General features: G+C 50.5%; 23 protein-coding genes. 11 read left to right on the top strand and 12 right to left on the bottom strand.

Annotation, left to right across the window (positions count from 1 at the left end; genetic code table 11):
* The 4 genes from HY879_20200 to HY879_20185 form a co-directional block, all read left to right on the top strand.
* Positions 1 to 311: universal stress protein (locus tag HY879_20200; protein MBI5605661.1), on the top strand; the 311-nt coding region annotated here is incomplete at its 5' end.
* A 252-nt stretch (positions 312 to 563) separates the two neighbouring features.
* Positions 564 to 1,214, top strand: coding sequence for a succinate dehydrogenase/fumarate reductase cytochrome b subunit (locus tag HY879_20195; GenBank protein ID MBI5605660.1), 651 nt, complete (start codon positions 564 to 566; stop codon positions 1,212 to 1,214).
* Positions 1,215 to 1,294: 80 nt separating this feature from the next.
* Positions 1,295 to 3,169: a fumarate reductase flavoprotein subunit gene (locus tag HY879_20190; protein ID MBI5605659.1), complete on the top strand. Its 1,875-nt coding sequence runs from the start codon at positions 1,295 to 1,297 to the stop codon at positions 3,167 to 3,169.
* Positions 3,170 to 3,550: 381 nt separating this feature from the next.
* A complete protein-coding gene (locus tag HY879_20185) occupies positions 3,551 to 4,294 on the top strand; it encodes a fumarate reductase iron-sulfur subunit (protein MBI5605658.1) in 744 nt (247 codons plus the stop codon).
* A 102-nt stretch (positions 4,295 to 4,396) separates the two neighbouring features.
* On the opposite strand, the gene HY879_20180 is transcribed toward HY879_20185, so the two are convergent.
* From HY879_20180 to HY879_20160, 5 genes are all read right to left on the bottom strand, one after another.
* Positions 4,397 to 4,939: a nitroreductase family protein gene (locus HY879_20180; GenBank protein MBI5605657.1), complete on the bottom strand. Its 543-nt coding sequence runs from the start codon at positions 4,937 to 4,939 to the stop codon at positions 4,397 to 4,399.
* A 348-nt stretch (positions 4,940 to 5,287) separates the two neighbouring features.
* Positions 5,288 to 6,997 (bottom strand): ABC-ATPase domain-containing protein, encoded by a 1,710-nt coding sequence (locus tag HY879_20175; protein ID MBI5605656.1) that lies wholly within the window; start codon positions 6,995 to 6,997, stop codon positions 5,288 to 5,290.
* The gene (locus HY879_20170; GenBank protein MBI5605655.1) at positions 6,994 to 7,284 is read right to left on the bottom strand and encodes a type II toxin-antitoxin system RelE/ParE family toxin; all 291 of its coding nucleotides are present in this window, start codon (positions 7,282 to 7,284) and stop codon (positions 6,994 to 6,996) included. Before HY879_20170 ends, HY879_20175 begins: the two co-directional genes overlap by 4 nt.
* A 25-nt stretch (positions 7,285 to 7,309) precedes the next feature.
* Entirely contained in the window at positions 7,310 to 7,537 is a 228-nt protein-coding gene (locus HY879_20165; protein MBI5605654.1) for a toxin-antitoxin system, antitoxin component, read from the bottom strand.
* Positions 7,538 to 7,718: 181 nt separating this feature from the next.
* On the bottom strand, positions 7,719 to 7,898 hold the full coding sequence (locus HY879_20160; GenBank protein MBI5605653.1) for a hypothetical protein: 180 nt from the start codon (positions 7,896 to 7,898) through the stop codon (positions 7,719 to 7,721).
* Between the two features lie 350 nt (positions 7,899 to 8,248).
* Between HY879_20160 and HY879_20155 the strand changes: the two genes are divergently transcribed.
* From HY879_20155 to HY879_20140, 4 genes are all read left to right on the top strand, one after another.
* The gene (locus tag HY879_20155; protein MBI5605652.1) at positions 8,249 to 8,503 is read left to right on the top strand and encodes a ribbon-helix-helix protein, CopG family; all 255 of its coding nucleotides are present in this window, start codon (positions 8,249 to 8,251) and stop codon (positions 8,501 to 8,503) included.
* Entirely contained in the window at positions 8,503 to 8,817 is a 315-nt protein-coding gene (locus HY879_20150; protein ID MBI5605651.1) for a type II toxin-antitoxin system PemK/MazF family toxin, read from the top strand. Before HY879_20155 ends, HY879_20150 begins: the two co-directional genes overlap by 1 nt.
* Before the next feature lie 273 nt (positions 8,818 to 9,090).
* Positions 9,091 to 9,585, top strand: a complete 495-nt coding sequence (locus HY879_20145) for a helix-turn-helix domain-containing protein (GenBank protein MBI5605650.1) — start codon at positions 9,091 to 9,093, stop codon at positions 9,583 to 9,585.
* The gene (locus HY879_20140; protein MBI5605649.1) at positions 9,572 to 10,003 is read left to right on the top strand and encodes a putative toxin-antitoxin system toxin component, PIN family; all 432 of its coding nucleotides are present in this window, start codon (positions 9,572 to 9,574) and stop codon (positions 10,001 to 10,003) included. The genes HY879_20145 and HY879_20140 overlap by 14 nt, the downstream gene beginning before the upstream one ends.
* A 403-nt stretch (positions 10,004 to 10,406) precedes the next feature.
* Here the strand turns inward: HY879_20140 and HY879_20135 are convergent, their stop codons facing one another.
* The gene (locus tag HY879_20135) at positions 10,407 to 10,721 is read right to left on the bottom strand and encodes a caspase family protein (protein ID MBI5605648.1); all 315 of its coding nucleotides are present in this window, start codon (positions 10,719 to 10,721) and stop codon (positions 10,407 to 10,409) included.
* Between the two features lie 334 nt (positions 10,722 to 11,055).
* On the opposite strand from HY879_20135, the gene HY879_20130 reads away from it, so the two are divergent.
* A complete protein-coding gene (locus tag HY879_20130) occupies positions 11,056 to 11,388 on the top strand; it encodes a hypothetical protein (protein MBI5605647.1) in 333 nt (110 codons plus the stop codon).
* A 209-nt stretch (positions 11,389 to 11,597) separates the two neighbouring features.
* On the opposite strand, the gene HY879_20125 is transcribed toward HY879_20130, so the two are convergent.
* The 3 genes from HY879_20125 to HY879_20115 all read right to left on the bottom strand — a co-directional run bounded on the left by HY879_20125 (position 11,598) and on the right by HY879_20115 (position 14,080).
* Complete coding sequence (locus HY879_20125; protein ID MBI5605646.1) at positions 11,598 to 11,915, bottom strand: HigA family addiction module antidote protein; 318 nt, start codon at positions 11,913 to 11,915, stop codon at positions 11,598 to 11,600.
* A gap of 8 nt (positions 11,916 to 11,923) precedes the next feature.
* A complete protein-coding gene (locus tag HY879_20120) occupies positions 11,924 to 12,205 on the bottom strand; it encodes a type II toxin-antitoxin system RelE/ParE family toxin (protein ID MBI5605645.1) in 282 nt (93 codons plus the stop codon).
* Positions 12,206 to 12,652: 447 nt separating this feature from the next.
* Positions 12,653 to 14,080 carry a CoA-binding protein gene (locus HY879_20115; protein MBI5605644.1) on the bottom strand — a complete coding sequence of 476 codons (1,428 nt, stop codon included), beginning with the start codon at positions 14,078 to 14,080 and terminating at the stop codon, positions 12,653 to 12,655.
* A 370-nt stretch (positions 14,081 to 14,450) separates the two neighbouring features.
* Between HY879_20115 and HY879_20110 the strand changes: the two genes are divergently transcribed.
* Both HY879_20110 and HY879_20105 read left to right on the top strand, forming a co-directional pair.
* Complete coding sequence (locus HY879_20110) at positions 14,451 to 16,907, top strand: TIGR03960 family B12-binding radical SAM protein (GenBank protein MBI5605643.1); 2,457 nt, start codon at positions 14,451 to 14,453, stop codon at positions 16,905 to 16,907.
* Positions 16,908 to 16,961: 54 nt separating this feature from the next.
* Positions 16,962 to 18,419, top strand: coding sequence for a CoA-binding protein (locus HY879_20105; GenBank protein MBI5605642.1), 1,458 nt, complete (start codon positions 16,962 to 16,964; stop codon positions 18,417 to 18,419).
* Between the two features lie 63 nt (positions 18,420 to 18,482).
* Here HY879_20105 and dut read toward each other — a convergent pair whose 3' ends face one another.
* The 3 genes from dut to pnp form a co-directional block, all read right to left on the bottom strand.
* A complete protein-coding gene (gene dut / locus HY879_20100) occupies positions 18,483 to 18,938 on the bottom strand; it encodes a dUTP diphosphatase (protein ID MBI5605641.1) in 456 nt (151 codons plus the stop codon).
* Entirely contained in the window at positions 18,935 to 20,194 is a 1,260-nt protein-coding gene (locus tag HY879_20095; protein ID MBI5605640.1) for an insulinase family protein, read from the bottom strand. The genes dut and HY879_20095 overlap by 4 nt, the downstream gene beginning before the upstream one ends.
* A 5-nt stretch (positions 20,195 to 20,199) precedes the next feature.
* The coding region (pnp, locus tag HY879_20090) for a polyribonucleotide nucleotidyltransferase (protein ID MBI5605639.1) at positions 20,200 to 21,420 on the bottom strand (1,221 nt) is incomplete at its 5' end.

The following is a 21,420-nucleotide window of genomic DNA, read 5'->3' as shown; positions in this document are numbered from 1 at the left end:
TATCCAGTTTTCATGTTCCCCATCCTTCCCTGACCCTGATCGAAAACGAAATCGCCGAAAGTTCCAAAAAGATGATGGAAAAGGTCTGCGAAGAAGAACTTCAAGGATGTCCCTACTTTGTCAAAAAGATAATAATCGGGGATGCGGCCAATGAAATCATCCGCTATGCCCAGGAAGAAAAAATTGACCTGATTATCATGGGGACCCATGGACGAAAAGGATTAGAAAAGGCCCTTTTTGGAAGTGTGGCTGAAAAGGTGGTCAAAAATTCACCGGTGCCGGTATTGACCATCAATCACTATAAAGTTTAACCAACCTCATGCCCCCGGGGGCACGAAATAAACAAGAGAATATCGAATATCGAATAACGAATAATGAATGTCGAAGGAAGGTAAAAAATCACTTTATGATTCGAAATTCGGAATGCGTATTTTCAGGTTAAAGTTTATTGGGGTTGCCTGTTATCAAGGAAAGCTTACACTTTTTTGACTCGCAACGCCTAACGAGGAACCAGTAACGAGCAACAAGCTTTTGCTTATTCCTAAAATTTTTTCGGAGGAATCATGAACAGCCAGACCCTTGCCTATCCCAGGCCCTCTTTAAGAACCGCTGCCTATCTTGATTTTTTACAGATGTTGACCGGTGCGGGATTAATCCTTTTCATGTGGAGTCATATGATCCTGGTGGCCAGTATCAACCTCGGGGCCGGAACGATGAACGCCCTGGCCCGCTTCCTTGAGGATACTTATATGGCCCAAACCGGCGGACCGCTTATCGGGGCCACCTTTTTGGTCCATTTTATTCTGGCCGCCCGCAAGCTCCCGTTCCGAAGCCAGGAACAAAAGGCCATCTGGGAGCACAGCCGGAGGCTCCACCATCTGGACACCTGGCTGTGGGTCGTCCAGGCCGGGACCGCCATGCTCATCCTCATCATGGGTTCTATTCATATCTGGACCATTTTAACCGATCTGCCCATCACGGCGGCCAAGAGTGCGGCCCGGATCCAGGGCGGGTTTTGGCTGGTGTTTTATATCCTTCTGCTGCCCATGATCGAGCTTCATGTAGGGATCGGTTTCTATCGGATCGGGGTAAAATGGGGGATAATTACCCGTTCCAACCGGCCCTTTTACAAACGTTTTGAAAATCTTTTGACCCTCTTTTTCCTGATTATCGGGGCCGTCACCCTCTTTACTTTTTACAGGCTGGTTTTATAAACCCCACAAAGCACAAAAATGGGTTTCGCCGAAGGCTGACCGCTGAAGGCTGAACGCTGTTTTGTGTTAAGGAGCGCATCTTGGAAACCTATTATACCGATCTTTTGTCCATTGGGGCCGGGCTGGCCGGTGAACGGGTGGCCGTGGAAGCCGCCTCCAGGGGTTTTAAAGCCCTCTGTTTAAGCATCGTTCCTCCCCGCCGATCCCATTCCTCTGCCGCCCAGGGAGGCATGCAGGCCTCTTTGGGCAATTGCTGCATGGGCGACGGCGATTGCCCGGATATCCATTTCTCCGATACCGTAAAAGGCTCGGATTGGGGCTGTGACCAGGAAGTGGCCCGACTCTTTGCCGAAACCGCACCGGTGGCCGTTCGCGAAATGGCCCAATGGGGGATCCCCTGGAACCGGGTGGTAGCCGGTAAGAGCACCTATTACAAGGCCGGAAAGCAATACGAAAAAATCGAGTCAAAGGAACGGGAGGGGATGATCACGGCCCGGGATTTCGGGGGCACGGCCAAATGGCGGACCTGCTATACCTCGGACGGCACCGGTCATACCCTTTTGTTTACCATGGACAACGTGGTGGTCCAGTTGGGGGTAGTGGTCCATGACCGGGTGGAAGCCGTCTCCTTGATCCATGATGGCCTGACCTGTATGGGGGCCGTGGCCCGGGATCTTAAGACCGGAAAATTGCGGGTTTATCTGGCCAAAGCCACCTTGATCGCCACCGGCGGCTATGGCCGCCTGTACCGGGAAACCACCAACGCCGTCATCAATGACGGCTCAGGGGCCGTTATTGCCATGGATACCGGTCTGGTCCCTCTGGGGAACATGGAAGCCGTTCAGTTTCACCCCACGGGAATTGTCCCGACCAATATCCTGGTCACCGAAGGCTGCCGGGGAGACGGCGGAACCTTAAAGGATGTCAATGGGGACCGGTTCATGCACGTCTATGAACCGGCCAAGCAGGAACTGGCCTCCCGGGACGTCGTTTCCCGGTGGATGACCCACCACATCCGGGAAGGCAAAGGGGTGAAAGGTGCCTATGGCGACCACCTCTGGCTGGACATCCGTCATTTGGGTGCCCATCATATCAAAACCAAACTCCGGGAAGTGGATGAGATCTGTAATAAATTCCTGGGCATCGATCCCATTACCCAAATGATCCCGGTCCGCCCGGCCCAGCATTACAGTATGGGAGGAGTCCGCACCAACAAGGACGGGGCGGCTTACGGATTGAAAGGGCTCTTTGCGGCCGGGGAAGCCGCCTGCTGGGATATGCACGGCTTTAACCGCCTGGGAGGCAATTCCCTGGCCGAGACGATTGTGGCCGGAAAGATCATCGGAGAGAAGGTGGCTGATTTTCTGGAGGGCTATGAAGTCCAGTTTAAAACCGAGGCAGTCCGCTCGGCCCTGAAAAGGGACGAAGAGCGTATTGAACGTTTGATCCAAGGCAAGGACGGCCAGGAAAACGTTTTTGAACTTCGCAAAGTCATGCAGGACGATCTCATGGACCGGGTAGCCATCTTTCGAAACCATCCGGATCTGAAAATGGCCGTGGAGAGCCTCCAGGTCTTATATGAACGAGCCCAAAAGGTCGGGGTTAATGCTTTTGGCCCGGGGGCCAACCCGGAACTGACCCTGGCCCTCCGGTTTAAAGGGATGGTCCGTTTGGCCCTGTGCATTGCTTATGGGGCCCTGGTCCGCACGGAAAGCCGGGGCTGCCACGCCCGGGAGGACTATCCGGAACGCAATGACCGGGATTGGTTAAAGCGCACCCTGGCCACCTGGAAGGAGGGCGACATCCTGCCGACCTTTTCCTACGAACCTAATTCCAGGGTCTGGGAGATTCCCCCCGGAGAACGGGGATACGGCTCCTGCAAGATCATCTGCTCCGAAGATCCGGAGGTCTGCGGGCTCAAAGAACCGGAGCCGATGTCTGATTTTAATGAATAAATGACCGCTAACAGCTAAATAAACGTATCAGTTTAGCTTTTTGGAAAACAATTTTCACCGCAGAGTCGCAAAGGGCGCAAAGAAGGAATAAATTTTCCTTTCTGTTGAGAGGACAGAAAGGAAAAAGCTTTCGCAACCCTCCGGGGTGTAGGCCCCTCCGGGCCGGAAGCCCTTCTGCCGGCTTCCAAACGGAAGCCTTTGTTTTTAGGTCGACGAAGTCGACCGCATAATTATATGGTCGGAGGCCAGGGATGTTTTGTTCAATCCCGCCTCTCACGGGATTGAACAAAGATGTTTCTCTCTGCGTTCTTTGCGCCTTTGCGGTGAAGAAAAAATCTCTTTTCAAATAACTAAAGTGTTACAAAAAGCGAGGTTTTTATCATGGCCAGAAAACTGACTTTCCATATCTTTCGATATAATCCCCTCGATCCCAGGTCAACACCCCATATGGATGACTTTTCCCTGAATGAAACCGACAGCCTGACCATTTTTATCGCCCTGAATAGAATCCGGGAAGAACAGGACGGAAGCCTCCAGTTTGACTTCTGCTGTCGGGCCGGGATCTGTGGCTCCTGTGCCATGGTAATCAATGGTCGGCCCGATCTGGCCTGCCATACCAAGACCAAAGACCTGCCGGAAGAAATTACCTTATTGCCCTTGCCGGTCTTTAAACTGATCGGCGATTTATCCGTGGATACCGGGACCTGGTTCCGGTCCATGAATGAGAAGATGGAGTCCTGGATCCATACCGACAAGGTTTTTGACCCGACGGCCCAAGAAGAGCGTATGGATAATTCCCTGGCCGAAGAGATCTATGAATTGGAAAGATGTATTGAATGCGGCTGTTGTGTGGCAGCCTGCGGCACGGCCAATATGCGTCCGGATTTTGTCGGAGCCGTGGCCTTGAACCGTATCGCCCGCTTCATGATGGATCCGCGGGACCAGAGGAAAGAGAAGGAATACTTTGAGGTGGTCGGAACCGATGAAGGGATCTTCGGCTGTATGGGTCTGCTGGGCTGTGAGGATGTCTGCCCCAAGGACCTGCCCCTGCAGGATCAATTAGGCATGCTCCGCCGCAGAATGGGCTGGGGGGCGATTAAGCACCTCTTCACGAAAAAGGCATAAGGCGCAAGGCATAAGGTTTAAGGTTAGGCCCATCCCTATTAGTGATGTTAAAGATTATTCCTTGGACCTTGCGCCCTGTGCCTTATGCCTTATGCCATTTCCTCAAAACTTCCCCTGATGCACAAACTCGCTTACTTCTCTCCTTTTGGGTGCCGCCGGTGCTTTGGCCGGATAACCCAGGGGGATCATGGTCACCAGTTCATAGCCCTCAGGTACCCCTAAAACCTCTTTGGCCTTATTGTGGTCAAAAAGTCCGGCCACAACCGTCCCCAGACCCAGGGAATGGGCGGTCAGGCAAAGCGTTTGCGTGGCGATCCCCAGGTCAAAAAGGAACCAGTCGCCAAACTTGGTGGTCACCTGCCCTTTATAGAATCCGGCCTTCTGCAATTGGCCGCAAAGGACCAGGATAACCGGGGCTTCCACCATGGCCCGGCCGGCCGGGTTGGTGGGGGGCAAGGCGGTTTGAAGTTTTTGTTTGGTCTCCAGGTCTTTAACGACGACAACCTCCCAGCACTGGCTATTGGCCCAGGAAGGGGACCAGCGCAGAGCTTCCAGTATTTTATTTAAAACATCATCGGGTACCGCCTGGTCTTGATAATTTCGAACACTCCTTCTTCCTTGGATAATCTCCAATAAATCCGCCATGAATCGTTCCTCCTTTTAACAGGGTTTTTGAATTTAGTTCGAAAATAGAAAAATTCAGGCTATAGGCAAGAGGCTATAGGCTATAGGAAAAGAAAAATTCGGAAACCTATTGCCTATTGCCCATCGCCTATAGCCACCAGAAGTTATTTTCGTGCTTCGTAGTGCCTCAGCGGGGCATGAGGGTTTAATATACCAGTTATTTTCCCGATACTTCAAGCTTCTTTTTCGGAATTTTCGTTTTGGACGCAGATCAACTCGGATCGGCAGATTTTCGCCGATCGTGCAGATTGCCAGGATTTTGAATATAGAATAGTTATCTGCGGGTATCGGCGAAAATCTGCGTCCTAATTATGATTTTATCTGCAGGCTCCGCAGGCGGTTGATGGCCCCGGCGATTTCGAAGAGCCGGGGTTTGGCTAAATAGCCGACTTTATAGGGCATGAGTTCATCCAGACCTTTCTCTTCGATCTCGTCCATGGCCTTTTCCAGGCCTTCCTTAAGATGGGCATTATTTTCCAGAAACCGGGTGGCATAGAGATGAATGCATCGGCCGATGGCCCTGGTTTGGGAAGTTTCCACTATTTGTTCCAGGAAAGACAGGTCAATGACCTGTTCCCCGTAAAAAAGGGTTTCCAGACTCTTGGCTTCAATGCGGACCTCTTTGTGACCCCGGCTGGGATCAAAGCTGTCCGGCTTGGGCTGACGGGGGGTGATCTCACCAAAGCTTTCCCCGCCTTCCTCTAGACGATGGACCGGAAATTTTTCGGCAATGGCCCTGGCCTCTGAAGTAACGGAAAAAGGGCGGTAATTATTCATCCAGATCACCGTATCGGCTACTTCAAAATAGTCCCCGGACCCTCCCATGACCAATACCGTGGAGACCCCATAATCCCGATAGAGCCGGCGGACCTTGTCGATAAAGGGGGTAATCGGTTCATGGGCCTTTTTGACTAATTCCTGCATCCGCCGGTCCCGGATCATGAAGTTGGTAGCCGATGTATCTTCGTCGATCAATAAAACCCTGGCCCCCATTTCCAGGGCTTCCATGATATTGGTTGCCTGGGAGGTACTGCCGCTGGCGTTTTCGGTGCTGAAACGGAGCGTATCCCGAAGCAGGGGAAGACTCTTGATAAATGGGCTGATATTGACCTTCGTTACACTGCGGCCTTCTTCGGCCCTGATCTTGACCGCTTTGGAATCAGTGACCGCATATTCGCGTCCATCCCCCGGGACATGGCTGTAGATTCCCAATTCCAAGGCCCTGAGCAGGGTAGACTTTCCATGAAAGCCCCCGCCGACGATCAAGATCACCCCCTTTTCCAGCCCCAGACCGCTGATCGCCCCTTTATGGGGGAGATGGAAGGATAGGGATAATTCCTGGGGAGGATAAAAGGGGACCGCTCCCATGGCCAGAGGCCGGGAACTGATGCCGCTTTCCCGGGGCAGGATGGCCCCTTCAGGAACAAAGGCCAACAACCCTTTTTCATTAAGGGCCAGGCGCAGCCACTCCTGGTCTTCATAGGCATCTACAAAATGTTTCACCGTCAGTCCCATTGTGGGAAACTGAAAAACCCCTTGCTGAATGACCTTGGGGAGGTCCTCAAAAAAAATGGAAACGGCTTCCATCCCGGAAATAGTCCTGCCGGAAGCAGGCAATCCGACGGTCAGACGCAATTCCAGGATTTCTCCGTTGATCACCACGGCTGTCCTTTCCAGGATTTCCGGCCCCCCGGCTTCGATGGCGATCATACCACTCTTGCCGGTCCCCCGGTGTTTGGAGGAAAGATTGCGGATGGCCTGCTGGACCTGGCGGCCGATAAAATCACAAAAGGCAATGCGGCGGATCTTGTTTTCCCAGAGATCTGAAAAAATCTTCCACTTTTTTAAAGAGATGATGACCCGGACCCGGGAAGGCGGGGCAAAGGGATCGGCTTGGACCCGGTCGATGGACAGTTCATATTGAGAAAAAAGATAGAGGCCTTCTATATCCTGATAGGCCTTGTAGCCTTTGTCATGAATGCGGAACAGGGTTTTTTTTAAGTCGTCGGCTGGTTTCATAAAAGCCCCTTTGTTGATCTCCTTTTTACTTGCGGATAGACCTCTTTTCTATGGATTATTCCTAAAATAAAGATGACGCTCCCGGATATTTTAAAAACGATGCGGTATTCTCCAATTCTTAATTTCCAGTAACCCTTAAGTGTACGCCGTAAGGGTTTCCCGTACAGTTCCGGTTCGGTGATCAGGCGTTCTTCGATGGCTTTTTTAATCATGGCCTTATTTTTTGAATCGATTTTAGGCAAATCTATTTTTTTTACTTCCGAGTGATAGATCAGTTCAAAAGTCATCTGACGTTAGCCCAAATTCTAATAATTAAGCCCAGACTTCCTCATGGCTAAGAGTTGGCGAATCTCTAAAAGTTTTTTCCCGTTTTTCGGCAAATCTGGCCAGGTAAATGTCTTCCTGAACATCCAGAGCCTCCTTGACCAGGTCTCTTAATTTGGTGGATAAAGAGACCCCGTCTTTTTTGGCCAGGAATTTTACGTCATGATAAAGGGGGTTATCCAAAACGACATTGATTCTCGGGTTTTTGGTAGGCATAAATTTCTCCTGAAAAATTTTAAGGATTATCTTAAAGTTGATTTGACTTTTCATTGAAGTGTATCAAAAGTGGTGAACTATGTCAAGAATGAGAAGGAAAAAGTTTCGATACCCCCTCCGTCATTCCCGATTCCGTCCCGTAGGGTACTACAACCGGAGGGTGCAGGCCGGAATCCACAAATTATTCTGATATTGAATAAAGGGAGCTTTTCCTTTTCTTCTTTTTCTTCGGCTTTGATTTTGATTTTCCTTTGGAGAGCTTGCGACGTTCTTCTTCTATTTTCTTTTCAGCTTCCTGAAGTTTCTTTTCGACTTCAGTCCACTCCTGTTTCTCTGGTAAGTAAGTTCCTTGTTTGGTCATCTCTCCGGGAGGTCGGGCCCGGGCTAAGTCGAAGAAGAGGAGAGATAAAATGAAAGGGAGAAAAAGGGTAGTGCATAAAATTCGAAACTTGTAAGCCGAATACTTTTTCATGCCACACCTTTAGGATTTTTATAGGAAAAACAATTTAATCATTTACCACTAATAGTGTCATAAATCTACATTTATTCATCGTTGCGGGAGCAAGTTTGAAACTTGCTCCCATTAATTTCCGGGTTCAATTTGAAAAATTGAACCCGCTCAGGAAAATGCCAGCCAGATTTTTTTCGATTGACATAAGTTTTAAAATATAGTCATACTTAAGTATGAAAAAAATATACCAAGGAGGGATAATGGACCGAGCTGTTAAGTTTGCAGTCAGTCTTCCGAATAAGGAATTTCAAGAATTGGAGAAATATCGAAAGAAAAGAGGAGTAAGCCGAAGCAAATTGGTCCTTGATGCAATACGGTTATGGAAAGAAGCCAAGGAAAAAGAACGGCTGGTAAAAATATATGAAGAAGGGTATCGGAGGATTCCAGAAAAGCTCCATGACCTTGAAGGGTGGGAAAAGGCTTCGCTCAGCACCCTTTCTCAAGGAGACTGGTAATGCAAAGAGGGGAGATTTGGTGGGCGGAACTACCCCTTCCCATTGGCCGCCGTCCCGTTCTTCTTCTCAGCCGAAACGAGGCCTATGCAGTAAGAAGTGCCGTGACGGTGGCGGAGGTGACCTCAACTATCAGGGGCATCCCGGTGGAAGTTGAATTGGATCGCGAGGATGGAATGTCCAAAAGATGCATTGTCAACCTTGATACTATAATCACAATTCGAAAAGAGATCCTGAAGGATAGAATAGCAATCCTGCGGGAAGAAAAGATGTCGCAGGTTAATTCGGCAATAAAATTCGCCCTGGCAGTTCCTTAACTTCCCGAAGGTCCCGGCTATCCAATCCTTTTAAAAACTTTTTTGAACCCCCTTTCAAATGCGCGGGAGCAAACTTGAAACTTGAGCTTCTCGAAAGAAAATAATTGACTAAACCTTAAAAAATATTTATATACCTTATATGGTATTTATAATGCCACATAAGGTATGTATTTTAGCAAGAATAGCGTGTCAACCTATCCTTAAAATTGTAATCAGGCACTATAAATCCTGAAATAAAATCCAGTGAGATTAACGGGCCAAAGGAGATTTTTTATGTCGTTTGGAAAAAATTTGTCAATACTCAGAAAAGAGAAAGGTTTAACCCAGGAGGATCTTGTTAAAAAAAGTGGCGTGGCTATCTCTCAGATCAGACGGTATGAGGCGAACAAGTCTTCTCCTACCCTTGAAGTCGTAACCCGGCTGGCCAGGACCCTGGGGGTTTCCATTGACGAGATGGTTTTTGATAGTAAGGCAGGAATAGCCGCCGGCAAGATCATGGACAGAGAGCTCCTGGAACAGTTCGAAATGGTTTCTGCCCTGGATGCGGATGAAAGAGAGGCGGTAAAAAAGATCCTCGAAGGAGTTATCGTGAAAAATCAGGTCAATAAGATGATGAGGCCGAAACCCGAGAGGTCCTGGTCCCAAAGGTTTAGGGAGATCACGGACCGACTCGCTAAAGGCACGAAAGGCTATGCCGAGGATGAGATAGATAAGGTGATCGATGAAGCAGTGGTAGCGGTCAGGTCAAAGGCCCATGCCCATCATTAAAGCGGTTATAGATACCAGCGTCATGGTCAGCGTGGCCTTCGCCAAAGAGGGGTTGGCCAGAGAGCTAAGGGACATGATTGCGGAAGGGGGTTTTACTCTTGTTACCTCAAAGGAAATTATGGCTGAACTTTACCGGGTGCTCCATTATCCCCATATCCTGAAACATTTTAAACCTTCAATGGACGATATCGATGAATTTATCGGCCTGGTAATGGAAAAAGCTATAATCTCAAAGGGTTTGTATAGTCTTCAAAAGGGCTCCGCAGATCCTGCAGACGATATATTCCTTAACTGTGCAATGGAATCCAAAGCAGATTTTATTATCTCCCGGGACCCGCACTTAAGGAACCTGAAACAATTTTATGGGATCCAGATCATCGATGTCAAGGTGTTTTTAGGAAGAGTGCGGAAGGGATAACGAGGAGTATCAGTTTTCGACTGCGGGAGCAAGTTTGAAACTTGCTCCCCCTATTGTCGGGCAGGTTTGAATCCCGCCCCATTTTCATTAAAATCCTTATGAATCTATTTTTCTGGTTGATACCGGGGCAATTGATAGCAGGGCACCGGCAAGTAAATTCTCTCTGCGTACTTGGCGCCTCTGCGGTGAATAAGAATTCTTTTTCCGGGTCCGAGAGGCTTCTCACATAGCCGTCAATTATGCTTGAATTCTATCCTTTCGGCAGTAATTACTGACGGCTTCCTCTCCGCTTCTTTACCGCTATGTTCACTTGTAGCAACTCCAATCCCACGGGTCAAGGATTCCAGAGACCCTCTCAGTCTGGCATTTTTAACGCTTGTTTGGGGTCCGCTTTTACCTTGTTTCAGATCCTGACCAGCCACTGATTAAAATTCTTCAGAATGGCCTCTCTGGTGGCTTCATGATCCTTTAAAACCCGAATGTTATCCGGACTAAAGTTGTAACCGGAAACCAACACCTCTTTTATTTTTTGAACGTCATTGACCGGCCCCCTGAGATTATTCAGTTTCTCCCCTTTAGGGGTCGTATAGGGCAGGTGTTTATAGGTGCCGACACCGATCAGCAGGGCTTTCGGGGCGGCCGCAGCCGGAGGGGCGGTGGAAACGAGGCAGAATAAAACACCAAGAATTATTCCGAAAAAGGTTGTCATTTTTTTCATATCTATCCTTTTGAAAGAAATTTTCTCACCGCAGAGGCGCAGAGGTCGCAAAGGGGGAATAATTTTTCCTTTCTGTTGAGAGGACAGAAAGGAAAAGCTTTCGCTGTCCTTCCGGGGTCCTTATTGGGGACTCTGGGATCAGAACGGTCAACCCAAATTTTCTTTACCGAAGCATAAAAGTGGGTTAGACTATCTGCCTCTTTTATTATTGGAAGCGAGATGACCGGAGGGTGTTAGTTGGTGGGAATGTTTTTCAGAGGGAGATGATGATTTTTAAGAGAATAGTAAAATGTGTAAATCAACAGACACAAATTATAAGATAAGGAGATCGTACATGCGAACAACTTTTAAGAAGAAATCTTTTATCCTGGGATTAGTCCTATTGACGGCAATCACCTTTTTGACCCTGAAATCCGAAATCCAGGCTGCCGATGCCTGGTACACCTGTTGGGTGAATGCGGCCGGCCCAGGGGGCGGTGGAACCTTCATCTGTCTTACTGACGGCAGTGGAGCCTTTACTACAAAATGGATGACCAGCAGATATGACCAGATGAAGGAACAATTGGCAGTAGCCTTGACCGCCATCAGTACCGGCAAGGCCGTAATGGCTTATTTGGATCTGACGCAGCCAACCCCGGTGATCCAGTATCTGTATCTATTGAATTAGATGATTCTTTTCTTTGGAGGTTCATATTCCTTCTGATTTCGGAGGGGACATTCAATCCATTCATTAATGATTTCCCGCTTGGGTTAATTCTCAGTCCGGTATGTCGACGTCGGCAAGGAGATTCTTGCGAAAGTCCTCGGGTCCCTCCGAGGATAGGGCGATGCCCAGATCGACAGGATAGAACCGGTCTGTTTTGGGTGATTCCCTGTTTAAGGATGAGCAGGGTTGTCTTGTTTATTCGACGGCCTGGTGAGTCTCGGCAAGCTCTTGATTATTTCCGCGGATTTCTTCTCGGCCAGACGCAATTCATATAGCTTCTGCAGGTTCAGCCAGAATTCCGGGCTCGTTCCGAAGAAATGTCCCAGGCGCAAGGCCGTGTCCCCGGTCACGCTTCGCTGCCCGTTCAGGATTTCGGTTATGCGATTGGTAGGCACTTTAAGCTTGCGGGCTAATTCAGCCGCGCTCATGTCCAGAGCCTGAAGTTGTTCGGCGAGATGTTCGCCGGGATGAATAGCCTTACGTCCCATAATGCACCTCAATGGTAATCGATGATTTGAACATTGATCGGCCCCGAGCTACCCTTCGGCCACTCAAAGCAAATCCGCCATTGGTCATTGATGCGGATACTGTATTGGCCCTTACGGTCTCCCTTGAGCGCTTCAAGACGATTTCCGGGCAAGTCCAGGTCGAGTAAGGAGGTGGCCGAATCGAGTTGGTCAAGCCGCATTTCTGCCTTGGTTTCAAAACCCACAAAGGCTTTGACCCGCTTTCCCTTTGCGAATTCCAACGTTCGCTTATCTCTGAAGCTTACGATCATGAAAATATAAGTTATCGACCTATATGCATTATGTCAAGCATAAACTTTGGGCTTCTTTCCAAAGGGAACATCCGTAGAACGTTTCTGGTGGTTTGGATTTTGCGGTATAAAAAGACCGGAATAATAACGGCCAGGGATCTGACTACCAAGGAAAAACAGTTTTATCGAAGGTCAATAAAGTGAAAGTACCACAATTCAGGACCAAGAAAGAAGAAAGGGAATGCCAGGATGTTAATCATCAAAGGAATTCGTTTTCAAACAAGCTAATCGAGGGGTTGGCCTCATGAGGATGGGTCGATGACCTGATCGAGATGAAAGAACCGGTCTATAGTGGGCAATTCCTGCCCGGATAGGTCCAAGGATAGGAATTGATTTTGCTGATAGCTAAAAGCTGATGGCCGACCGCTCCATCCGGATATTGCCTTTTCCGGATGGACGTGTCCGCGATCAGACCATTTGCCGATAGGCATAATAGCGCTGAAGATGCCACAAGGCCCGGGCCGCCCGTTGAAGCGTAGGGTAAGCCGGGATGCCGGCCTTGCAAAACCGGGACCTCAGGGCAACACCGGCAGCAGTCAGGTCCAGGTCGCCCCCCTCGCCATCCACTATAAAGACGGTCGGCTTTCGATCGGGCCGGCTCTCCAGAAATTCAATGACCCGGGGGGTTGAATCCGGCAGGTTCGGGAGATGAAAGGCCTTCCGGGGGATGATCCGATCCACAATGACCATAGAAACCGCGGGGTCTTGATAAGCCAGGTCGAGTACCTCCCCCAGGTAGTCGGCATCCTGGAAGGTCCGGAACATATCTAAGGGATTTCCCCCGATAGATCCGGCTGCCGGTACGGTCCGGCCCAGGTATTCCATCGTGACCTCGGAGAGCCGGGGGACCTCCAGCCCCTCTCTCAGACAGGCGTCGCTTTGGGTAACGCTGTTTCCGCCCCCACCACCGATCAAAAAAACTCCTTTCCCTTTGGGTGCCGGCAGAAAGGCAAAGGCCAGGCTGACATCCACCCATTCATCCATGGATCTGACCCGGGTCACCCCGGTCTGACGGAAAAAAGCCTCCCAGATTCGTTCCGCGCCGGCCAGGGCCCCGGTATGGGAGGCGGCGGTCCGGGCGCCGGCCTCTGATTCGCCTCCCTTCCAAAGAATGATGGGTTTTGTCCGGTTCACTTCTCCGGCCAGCTTAAAAAATTTTCTCCCATCCCGGATACTTTCAAGATACATGGCGATCTGACCAATCCCTTCCTCCCCGGCCATGAACTCCAGAAAGTCCAAACTATCAAGAACGGTCCCATTGCCGAAACTGACGGCCTTATCCACCCCCAGGCCCAGAGAGCAGGTATATTCGGTAAACCGCTGGGTCATGCCCCCACTTTGGGATATGACGCCCAGAGGGCCGCTCATTCCCGGTATTGCCCCCCACATGGCTAATCTGGAGCCGGGGCAATAGGGGCCCATGCAGTTAGGACCAATGACCATCACCCCCTTTTCCTTCGAAATGGAGCGAATTCGGTCTTCCAGGTCCCGGCCTTCCCTGGTCCCTGTTTCCCGGAAGCCCGAAGTCAGGATGTGGATATGCCTCAGCCCGATTTGGCCGCAAGCCTCCAGAATGGAAGGCACGGCCTGGGCCGCAACACACACCAGGGCCAGGTCCGGCACCTCCGGTAAGGACAACAGGTCCGGGTAAGCTCTGAGCCCTTGGATTTCTTCTGCTTTGGGATGGACAGGATAGATCCTTCCAGGGTATCGACATTCGATCAGTTTTCCCAGAAAACTCTGGCCTCCGAATCGATAGGCCCCTGTTGAAACGCCGAAAATGGCAATGCTTTCAGGATAAAAAAAACCCTTGAGATCAGACCGGTTAGCCGCCATAAAGCCCATATCCTTATTATGATGAACCTGTAAAAAGTCGCCAAAACTCGCATTTCGTCATTCCGGCGAAAGCCGGAATACAGTCTTTTCAATTGGTTCTGGACCCCGGCTTTCGCCGGGGTGACGGCCCAGGAGACTTTTTACAAAGCCGTCATTTTTTTGACGAACGCATCATTTTTATTTTTAAAAATGATGATTATGGGGAAAAGTAAAAACGGTGTTTTGATAGAACTTGCTTTTCGATGGAAAGAGTATAAAATAAATAGGAGTAGGGATCAAGGAGAAATAATCAGGTTAGAAAAGATAGCCCTTCCTTTTGACCTCACATTCTAAATCTAAAAATATTTAAACCCAACGATATTATTAATAAATGAAAACGAATCCTTTAGAGAACCATCTACCCCTGATCCGCCGGCCCAGCCGTTATTTGGGCCAGGAACTTTTTTCGGTTGTTAAAGATCCTGAAACCGTCGGCCTTCGTTTTGCCCTGGCCTTCCCCGATCTCTATGAGGTCGGCATGTCCTATTTGGGTATGAAAATACTGTATCATATCCTGAACCAACGTCCCGAAGTCTGGGCCGAGCGGGTCTTTGCCCCGGCTCCGGATATGGCTGGGTTGATGAAAGAACGGGCTATCCTGTTGCCTTCTCTGGAATCGGGCCTGGCCCTTAAGGAATTCAATATAATCGGCTTCAGTCTGCCGTATGAATTGGGCTATACCAATGTTTTGAATATGCTTTCCCTGGGCGGGATTCCCCTCTGGGCCGGAGAACGGAAGGATGAAGACCCTCTGGTGATTGCCGGCGGACCTTGCCTGTTTAATCCCGAACCCATGTCCGGGTTTTTTGACGCCCTGGTGATCGGAGACGGCGAGGTCGTTATTGAAGAAATTTTGGATAGCTGGTTGACCTGGAAGAAAAGCGGGGGGAACCGACAGGCCTTGCTGGCCTCCCTGGCCGAATTGTCCGGGGTCTTTGTCCCGTCCTTCCATGCAAAAACCGGGAACCCTCCGATCATTGAAAAACGGATCATCCCGGATTTAAACCTGGTGGGGTATCCCGAGATTTCTCCCTTGCCTTATCAACAGATCATCCATGATCGTTTAAGTGTCGAGATCGCCCGGGGGTGTACCCGGGGGTGCCGTTTTTGCCAGGCCGGTATCCTTTATCGACCGGTCCGGGAGCGCTCCCCGGAACAGGTCTATCAATTATTTGAAAAGGGTTTAACCCGGACCGGATACGCCGAAGCCACGCTGCTTTCCCTGAGCAGCGGCGATTATACCTGTTTAAATGAACTCCTGTCGGCCTTGATGGAACGATGGGAAATGGAAAAGGTGGCGGTTTCTCTGCCCTCCCTCAGGGTCGATACTCTGGGTCCTGAAGTTATTGAACAGATCCTGCGGGTCCGCAAAACCGGTTTTACCATTGCTCCGGAAGCCGGGACCCAGCGTCTGCGGGATGTGATCAATAAAAATATCACCGAGGATGAAATTCTTCAGACCGTTCAAAGGGTTTTTTCTCTGGGCTGGCGGGTCTTGAAACTGTACTTTATGATCGGCCTGCCTTCTGAAACCCGGGAAGATCTGGAAGGGCTGGTCGATTTGGTCCGGAAGATCAAAAAGGCGGTCCGGAAAAAAGGGCTTAGGTTCGAAATACATGTAGCCCTTTCCACGTTTATTCCCAAACCCCACACCCCCTTCCAATGGGCCTCTCAACTGTCTATGGAAGAATGTCTGGAACGACTGACCTTTCTCCGTTCGGCCCTGATGGACCGGCATATCCAGGTCAAATGGAATGATACCCGGCAGAGTTTCCTGGAAGGGATTATGTCCCGGGGAGATCAAAGGCTTGGGCGGGTTATTTACCGTGCCTTCCAAAAGGGAAGTGTGTTGGACGGCTGGGGCGAGCACTTTTCCTGGGACAACTGGCGGCAGGCCTTTGAGGAGGAAGGGATCGATCCGCAAACCTATCTTAAGTCCCGGGACCAACAAGAGACGCTGCCCTGGGATTTTATCCATACCGGTGTGGATAAGGCCTATCTTTGGAACGAATATCAAAGGGGGTTGTCGGGCTTAGCCACTGCCGACTGCCGTCAGGGGGAGTGTAACCAGTGCGGGGTCTGTCCTGCTTTAAAGGTTAAACCCCTTCTCTTTAAAGCGTTTGATGTCCCTTCGGGTCGCCCCTTAAGCTTTTACCCAAAGGAATCCGTGAGAAAGTTTCGACTCCTGATCACCAAGCAAGGGCCGTCCCGATTCTTAGGCCATTTGGAATGGAAAGAGGCCATTATTCGATCTTTACGCCGGACCAGGATTCCCCTGACTTTCTCGGAAGGCTTTCACCCGATGCCGCGACTCTCTTTTGGGCCGGCCCTGCCGGTCGGGTTGAGCAGTCAAGGCGAATATGTCGATTTCCAATCCTATGGCTGGCAAACCACTGAAGCCATTAAAAATCAGTTGCCGGGGGAATTATTTCCAGGGACCCAAATCCTGGAGGTCTCCGAAGTCCTTCTCAACAGCCATTTGCCGCAGGGACAGACCCATCAATATCGGGTGGAATTGAATCCCTCCCTGTTGGGCGAAGAAAGGGTGCAGGAATTTTTATCTTCCACCTCCTGGCCGGTGGAGAAATCCGGTAAAAAACCGGGAATCATCGATCTCAGGCCCTTGATCCAGGAGGTGTCTCTCCGGCCGGGGTCTGGGGGGACTATGACCGCCAGGTGGCTCCTGAACCCCGGTCCTGAAGGGGAAATCCGGCCGGATATCATTCTGCGATCCATCTTTAATTTGCCGGATACGGTCATTCAGGGTTTGAATGTGGTGAAGTCGTAAAACCCTTCGGCCTTTATCAGCGGCCCCGCATATTTTTATTTCTGGAGGAATTTGATGTCTGAGAAATTGGATCATGCCTTGGATACACTGTTCTACCCGCGCCATATCGCCTTTGTCGGGGCCTCACCCAAAAAAGGAAAACGCTGGAGTTCCGGAAACGCCTTTATGTCCGGAGCCTTTAATCAGGGTTTTCAGGGAGACATCTACCCGGTTCACCCTAAGGCCAAGAATATTCTGGGCTATCAAGTCTATGCCGGGATCCGCGACATTCCGGGTGCAATAGACCTCGCCATCTTCACTATTCCAACGCGTGCGGCCCTTCAGGTCATGGAAGATTGTGTGGCCAAGGGAGTAAAATTCGTCCACCTGCTGACGGCCGGCTTTTCCGAGACCGGTCATTCAGAACAAAGCGAGATTGAGGATCGGATTGTTGCAATCGCTCAAGAAGGCGGGGTCAGGATCATCGGTCCGAATTGTATGGGGATCTATTGCCCCGAGGGAGGAATTGCCTGGAATGATCAATTTCCGACCAAATCCGGGAACGTTGGTTTTTTTTCGCAAAGCGGACAACTGGCCAGCCATTTCATCCTTCAAGGCCCCAAAAGAGATATTTATTTTAACAAGGTGGTCAGTTTCGGAAATGCCAGAGGGGTAAGCGCCTATGAGTTCCTTGAATATTTTGCCCAGGATTCCAGGATCGATATTATCGGGGCCTACCTGGAAGGGCTCAGGGACGGCCGGTCCTTTTTCGAGTCTGCCAAACGGATCACCCCGAAAAAGCCGGTCGTCGTCTGGAAGGGGGGGCAGACCGAGGGCGGTTCCAGGGCAACCTTTTCCCATACCGCCGCCATTGCCGGTTCCCAAAAAATCTGGGAGGCCATGTGCCGGCAAGCCGGTATCATTTCCGTTCATTCAATGCAGGAAGCCCTGAGTACCTTTGCGGCTCTGAGAATGACTTCTTTGCCCAAGGGCCTGAATGTGGCCATATTGGGCGGGGCCGGCGGAGGTTCGGTAACCATGACCGATATGGCCGAAAAGGAAGGCCTTAAAGTCCCGCGATTATCCGAAAAAAGCATTCAATCGCTGAATACATTTATTCCGCTTCAGGGAAACAGCGTCAAAAATCCGCTGGACGCCTCTTTTGAAAAAGAAGATCATTTTTCCCGTCTGGCCCGGATATTACGGGATGATCCCAATATTGACGCCTTAATCTATAACCTTTATTTCCCCTGGTTCTTTAAAGAGCTGGGGAGATCGGGGCTGATTAAATATCTTCAGAAGGTAATCAAAGGAAAAGAAGAGATGCAGAAACCCCTGCTGGTGGCCCTGGAACCGGAGGGAGACATCGCCTTAGATGTCTTTAGCCAGGAAGTGGCGGAATGGTTTCATGAAAAACATATCCCCACCTGTTCTTCTTTCGAGATAGCGGCCCGGGTGCTTCATAACCTTTATACCTACCAGAACCATCTGGCCAAAGTAAATGAAGGGGCCAATCGCTCACAACCCGATTAGGCCGACTTTTCGACGGCGTCTATCGATCCAGAAGAGCGGCTCATGAAATTTTAGAGAAATTTATCATACCCCGCTGTGCCCGAAGCCGCCATCGGCCCGGTCGGTGTCTTCCAGATCATCCACTAATTCGATCGCCGTTTGATAGACTTTGTTGATCACCAACTGGGCCAGCCGGTCTCCCCGGCGCAGGGTAAAGGGTTTTGACCCCAGGTTAATCATGGCCAGACCGATTTCCCCCCGGTAGTCGGAATCGATGGTCCCCGGGCTATTGATGAGGGTGATCCCGTGTTTTAAGGCCAGGCCGCTGCGGGGCCGGATTTGGCCTTCAAATCCAGGGGGTATGGCCAGGGCCAGTCCGGTGGGAATCAGGCGGATTTCGAAAGGAGCCAGGGTCAGGTCGCCGTCTATGGCTGCCGGCAGGTCCAGACCGGAGGCCCCAGGACTCATATATTTAGGCCAGGGGAGATCCTGGTTTTTTTCAGGATTCAGCCGGCGGATTTTCAGGACCGGATGATTCATCGAAGGGCAATGGCCGGGGAGGGGAGATCCCCTTCGGTCAGGGGCCCTAAGGAGACCAGAGAGAATTGATCGGGTTGGAGAATCTCATCCGCCAGGTCAACGACTTCAGTCGGGGTTACCTTCTCCAGGTCCCGTAATATTTCTTCAAAAGAAAGGTCCCGACCGAATAAGATTTCATTTTTAGCAATACGGGTCATCCGGTTATCACTGCTTTCGGCACCCAACAGTATGCCGCCTTTAACAAATTCTTTGGCCGCAGAAAGTTCTGAGGAAGACAGTTCCCCTTTCTTCAGTTTTTGGAGTTCCAGGCCGATTATCTTAAGGGTTTCCGTCAAGGTTTCTTTGGCAATGGCCGTATAGATGCCCCACATCCCGGAATCCCGATAAGAGGAGAGGAAGGAATAAATACTATAGGCCAGCCCTCTTTTTTCCCGGACTTCCTGAAATAAGCGGGAGCTCATATTCCCGCCCATAATGACGTTCATTAAGGTGCTGACATACCTTTTGGGGTCGCCGGCGGCCGGGGCTTTGGTGGCCCAGGCCAGGTGAACCTGTTCCAAATCCTTGGAAACCGTCTTTGATTTGGAGGAAAGAACCGGGTTGCGGCGATTGTCCGTCGCGGCAATGGGGGAAATCTTATTCAATTCCGGGGCCACCAGGTCTACGAAGGTCTCATGATCCACCTTCCCGGCAGCCGCCACCACGATCTTTTCAGGACCATAGGATCGCCCCAGGTAGTCCAGGATCCTTTCCTGGGTAATGGCTTGAACGGTTTCCGGGGTCCCCAATATGGGCTGGGCCAGGGAATTACCATGATAGGCCGTTTCTCCCAGCAGGACATGGGTGTATTCATCCGGGGTATCTTCCACCATGCTGATTTCCTGAAGGACTACCTGCCGTTCCCTCTCCAACTCTTCGGGGTCAAACAGGGAGTTCAGAAATATATCCAACAAGATCCGGACCCCCTGTTCCAGATGATTTTCCAATACCCGGGTATAAAAGCAGGTTTGTTCCTTGGAGGTAAAGGCATTGGACATCCCCCCGATGGCATCCATCTCCTTGGCAATCTCAAGGGCCGTCCGATTCCGGGTGCCCTTGAAGATCATGTGTTCTATAAAATGGGAGATCCCGTTCTCAGCAGGGCTTTCATCACGGGAACCATTTTCCACCCAGATCCCTACCGAGACCGAATAGAGATAAGGCAAGGTCTCGGTAACAATCCGAATGCCGTTGGGTAAGGTTGTTTTTTGAACCATGACAATCACTTCGGAGGAAGGGTCTGGCCTAAAGCGGCCTTACGGCTGAGACGGATTTTCCCTTGCCGGTCCACTTCCAGGACCTTCACCAGGACCTCATCGCCTTCCTTGAGCACATCGGTTACTTTCTTGACATGCTGATTGTCCAATTGGGAGATATGGACCAATCCTTCGGTACCGGGCAAGACTTCGACAAAGGCCCCGAAGTCCATAATTTTTATTACCTTGCCCAAATAAATCTGGCCGATTTCAACTTCCTGGACGATCTCTTTGATCATGGCAATAGCCCGGTCCACACTCTTGCTGTCCGAGGAGGCGATGATGATCTTTCCGGAATCTTCCACTTCGATCTTGGCGCCGGTTTCACTGACGATAGACCGGATCACCTTACCCCCTGGGCCGATCACTTCCCGGATCTTTTCGGGATTGATTTCAATGGTGGTAATCTTGGGGGCATAATCGGATATGCTGGTCCTGGGCTGATGAATGGTTTTATTCATCAGACTCAGGATGGACAGGCGCCCCTCCTGGGCCTGTTTCAATGCCTGTCCCATGATTTCCCGGGTGACCCCCTGGATTTTGATATCCATCTGCAGGGCCGTAACGCCCTTTTCCGTACCGGTAACCTTGAAATCCATGTCCCCGCAGTGGTCTTCATCTCCCAGGATGTCGGTCAGGACAGCCACTTCCCCTTCTTCCATGATCAATCCCATGGCCACTCCGGCTACATGAGACTTAATGGGTACACCGGCGTCCATCAAAGAAAGACTGGAGCCGCAAACGGTGGCCATGGAGGAAGAACCATTGGATTCCAATATCTCGGAAACAATCCGGATGGTATAGGGAAAATCCTCACTGGACGGCAAAATGGGCTTTAAGGCCCGCTCAGCCAAGGCCCCGTGTCCGATCTCCCGACGTCCTGGTCCCCGCAACATCCGAGCCTCGCCTACCGAATAAGGGGGGAAATTATAGTGGAGCATGAAAGATTTGAAGGTTTCCCCGTTTAAGGAATCGATCCTTTGTTCGTCTGAGGAGGTCCCCAGGGTGGTTACGGCCAGGGCCTGGGTTTCCCCCCGGGTAAAGAGGGCTGCCCCATGGGTCCTCGGCAAGACCGCCACCTCACAGGAGATGGGCCGGACTTCATTAAAGGTCCTTCCCCCGATCCTGATTTTTTCTTTCAGGATCATTTCGCGGATCAATCGACGTTCCAGCTCTTCGAAGAACTT

It is taken from the genome of Deltaproteobacteria bacterium, from assembly GCA_016219225.1.
In the GTDB taxonomy this organism is placed as follows: domain Bacteria; phylum Desulfobacterota; class RBG-13-43-22; order RBG-13-43-22; family RBG-13-43-22; genus RBG-13-43-22.
This window is presented reverse-complemented; position numbering and strand designations above follow the sequence as displayed.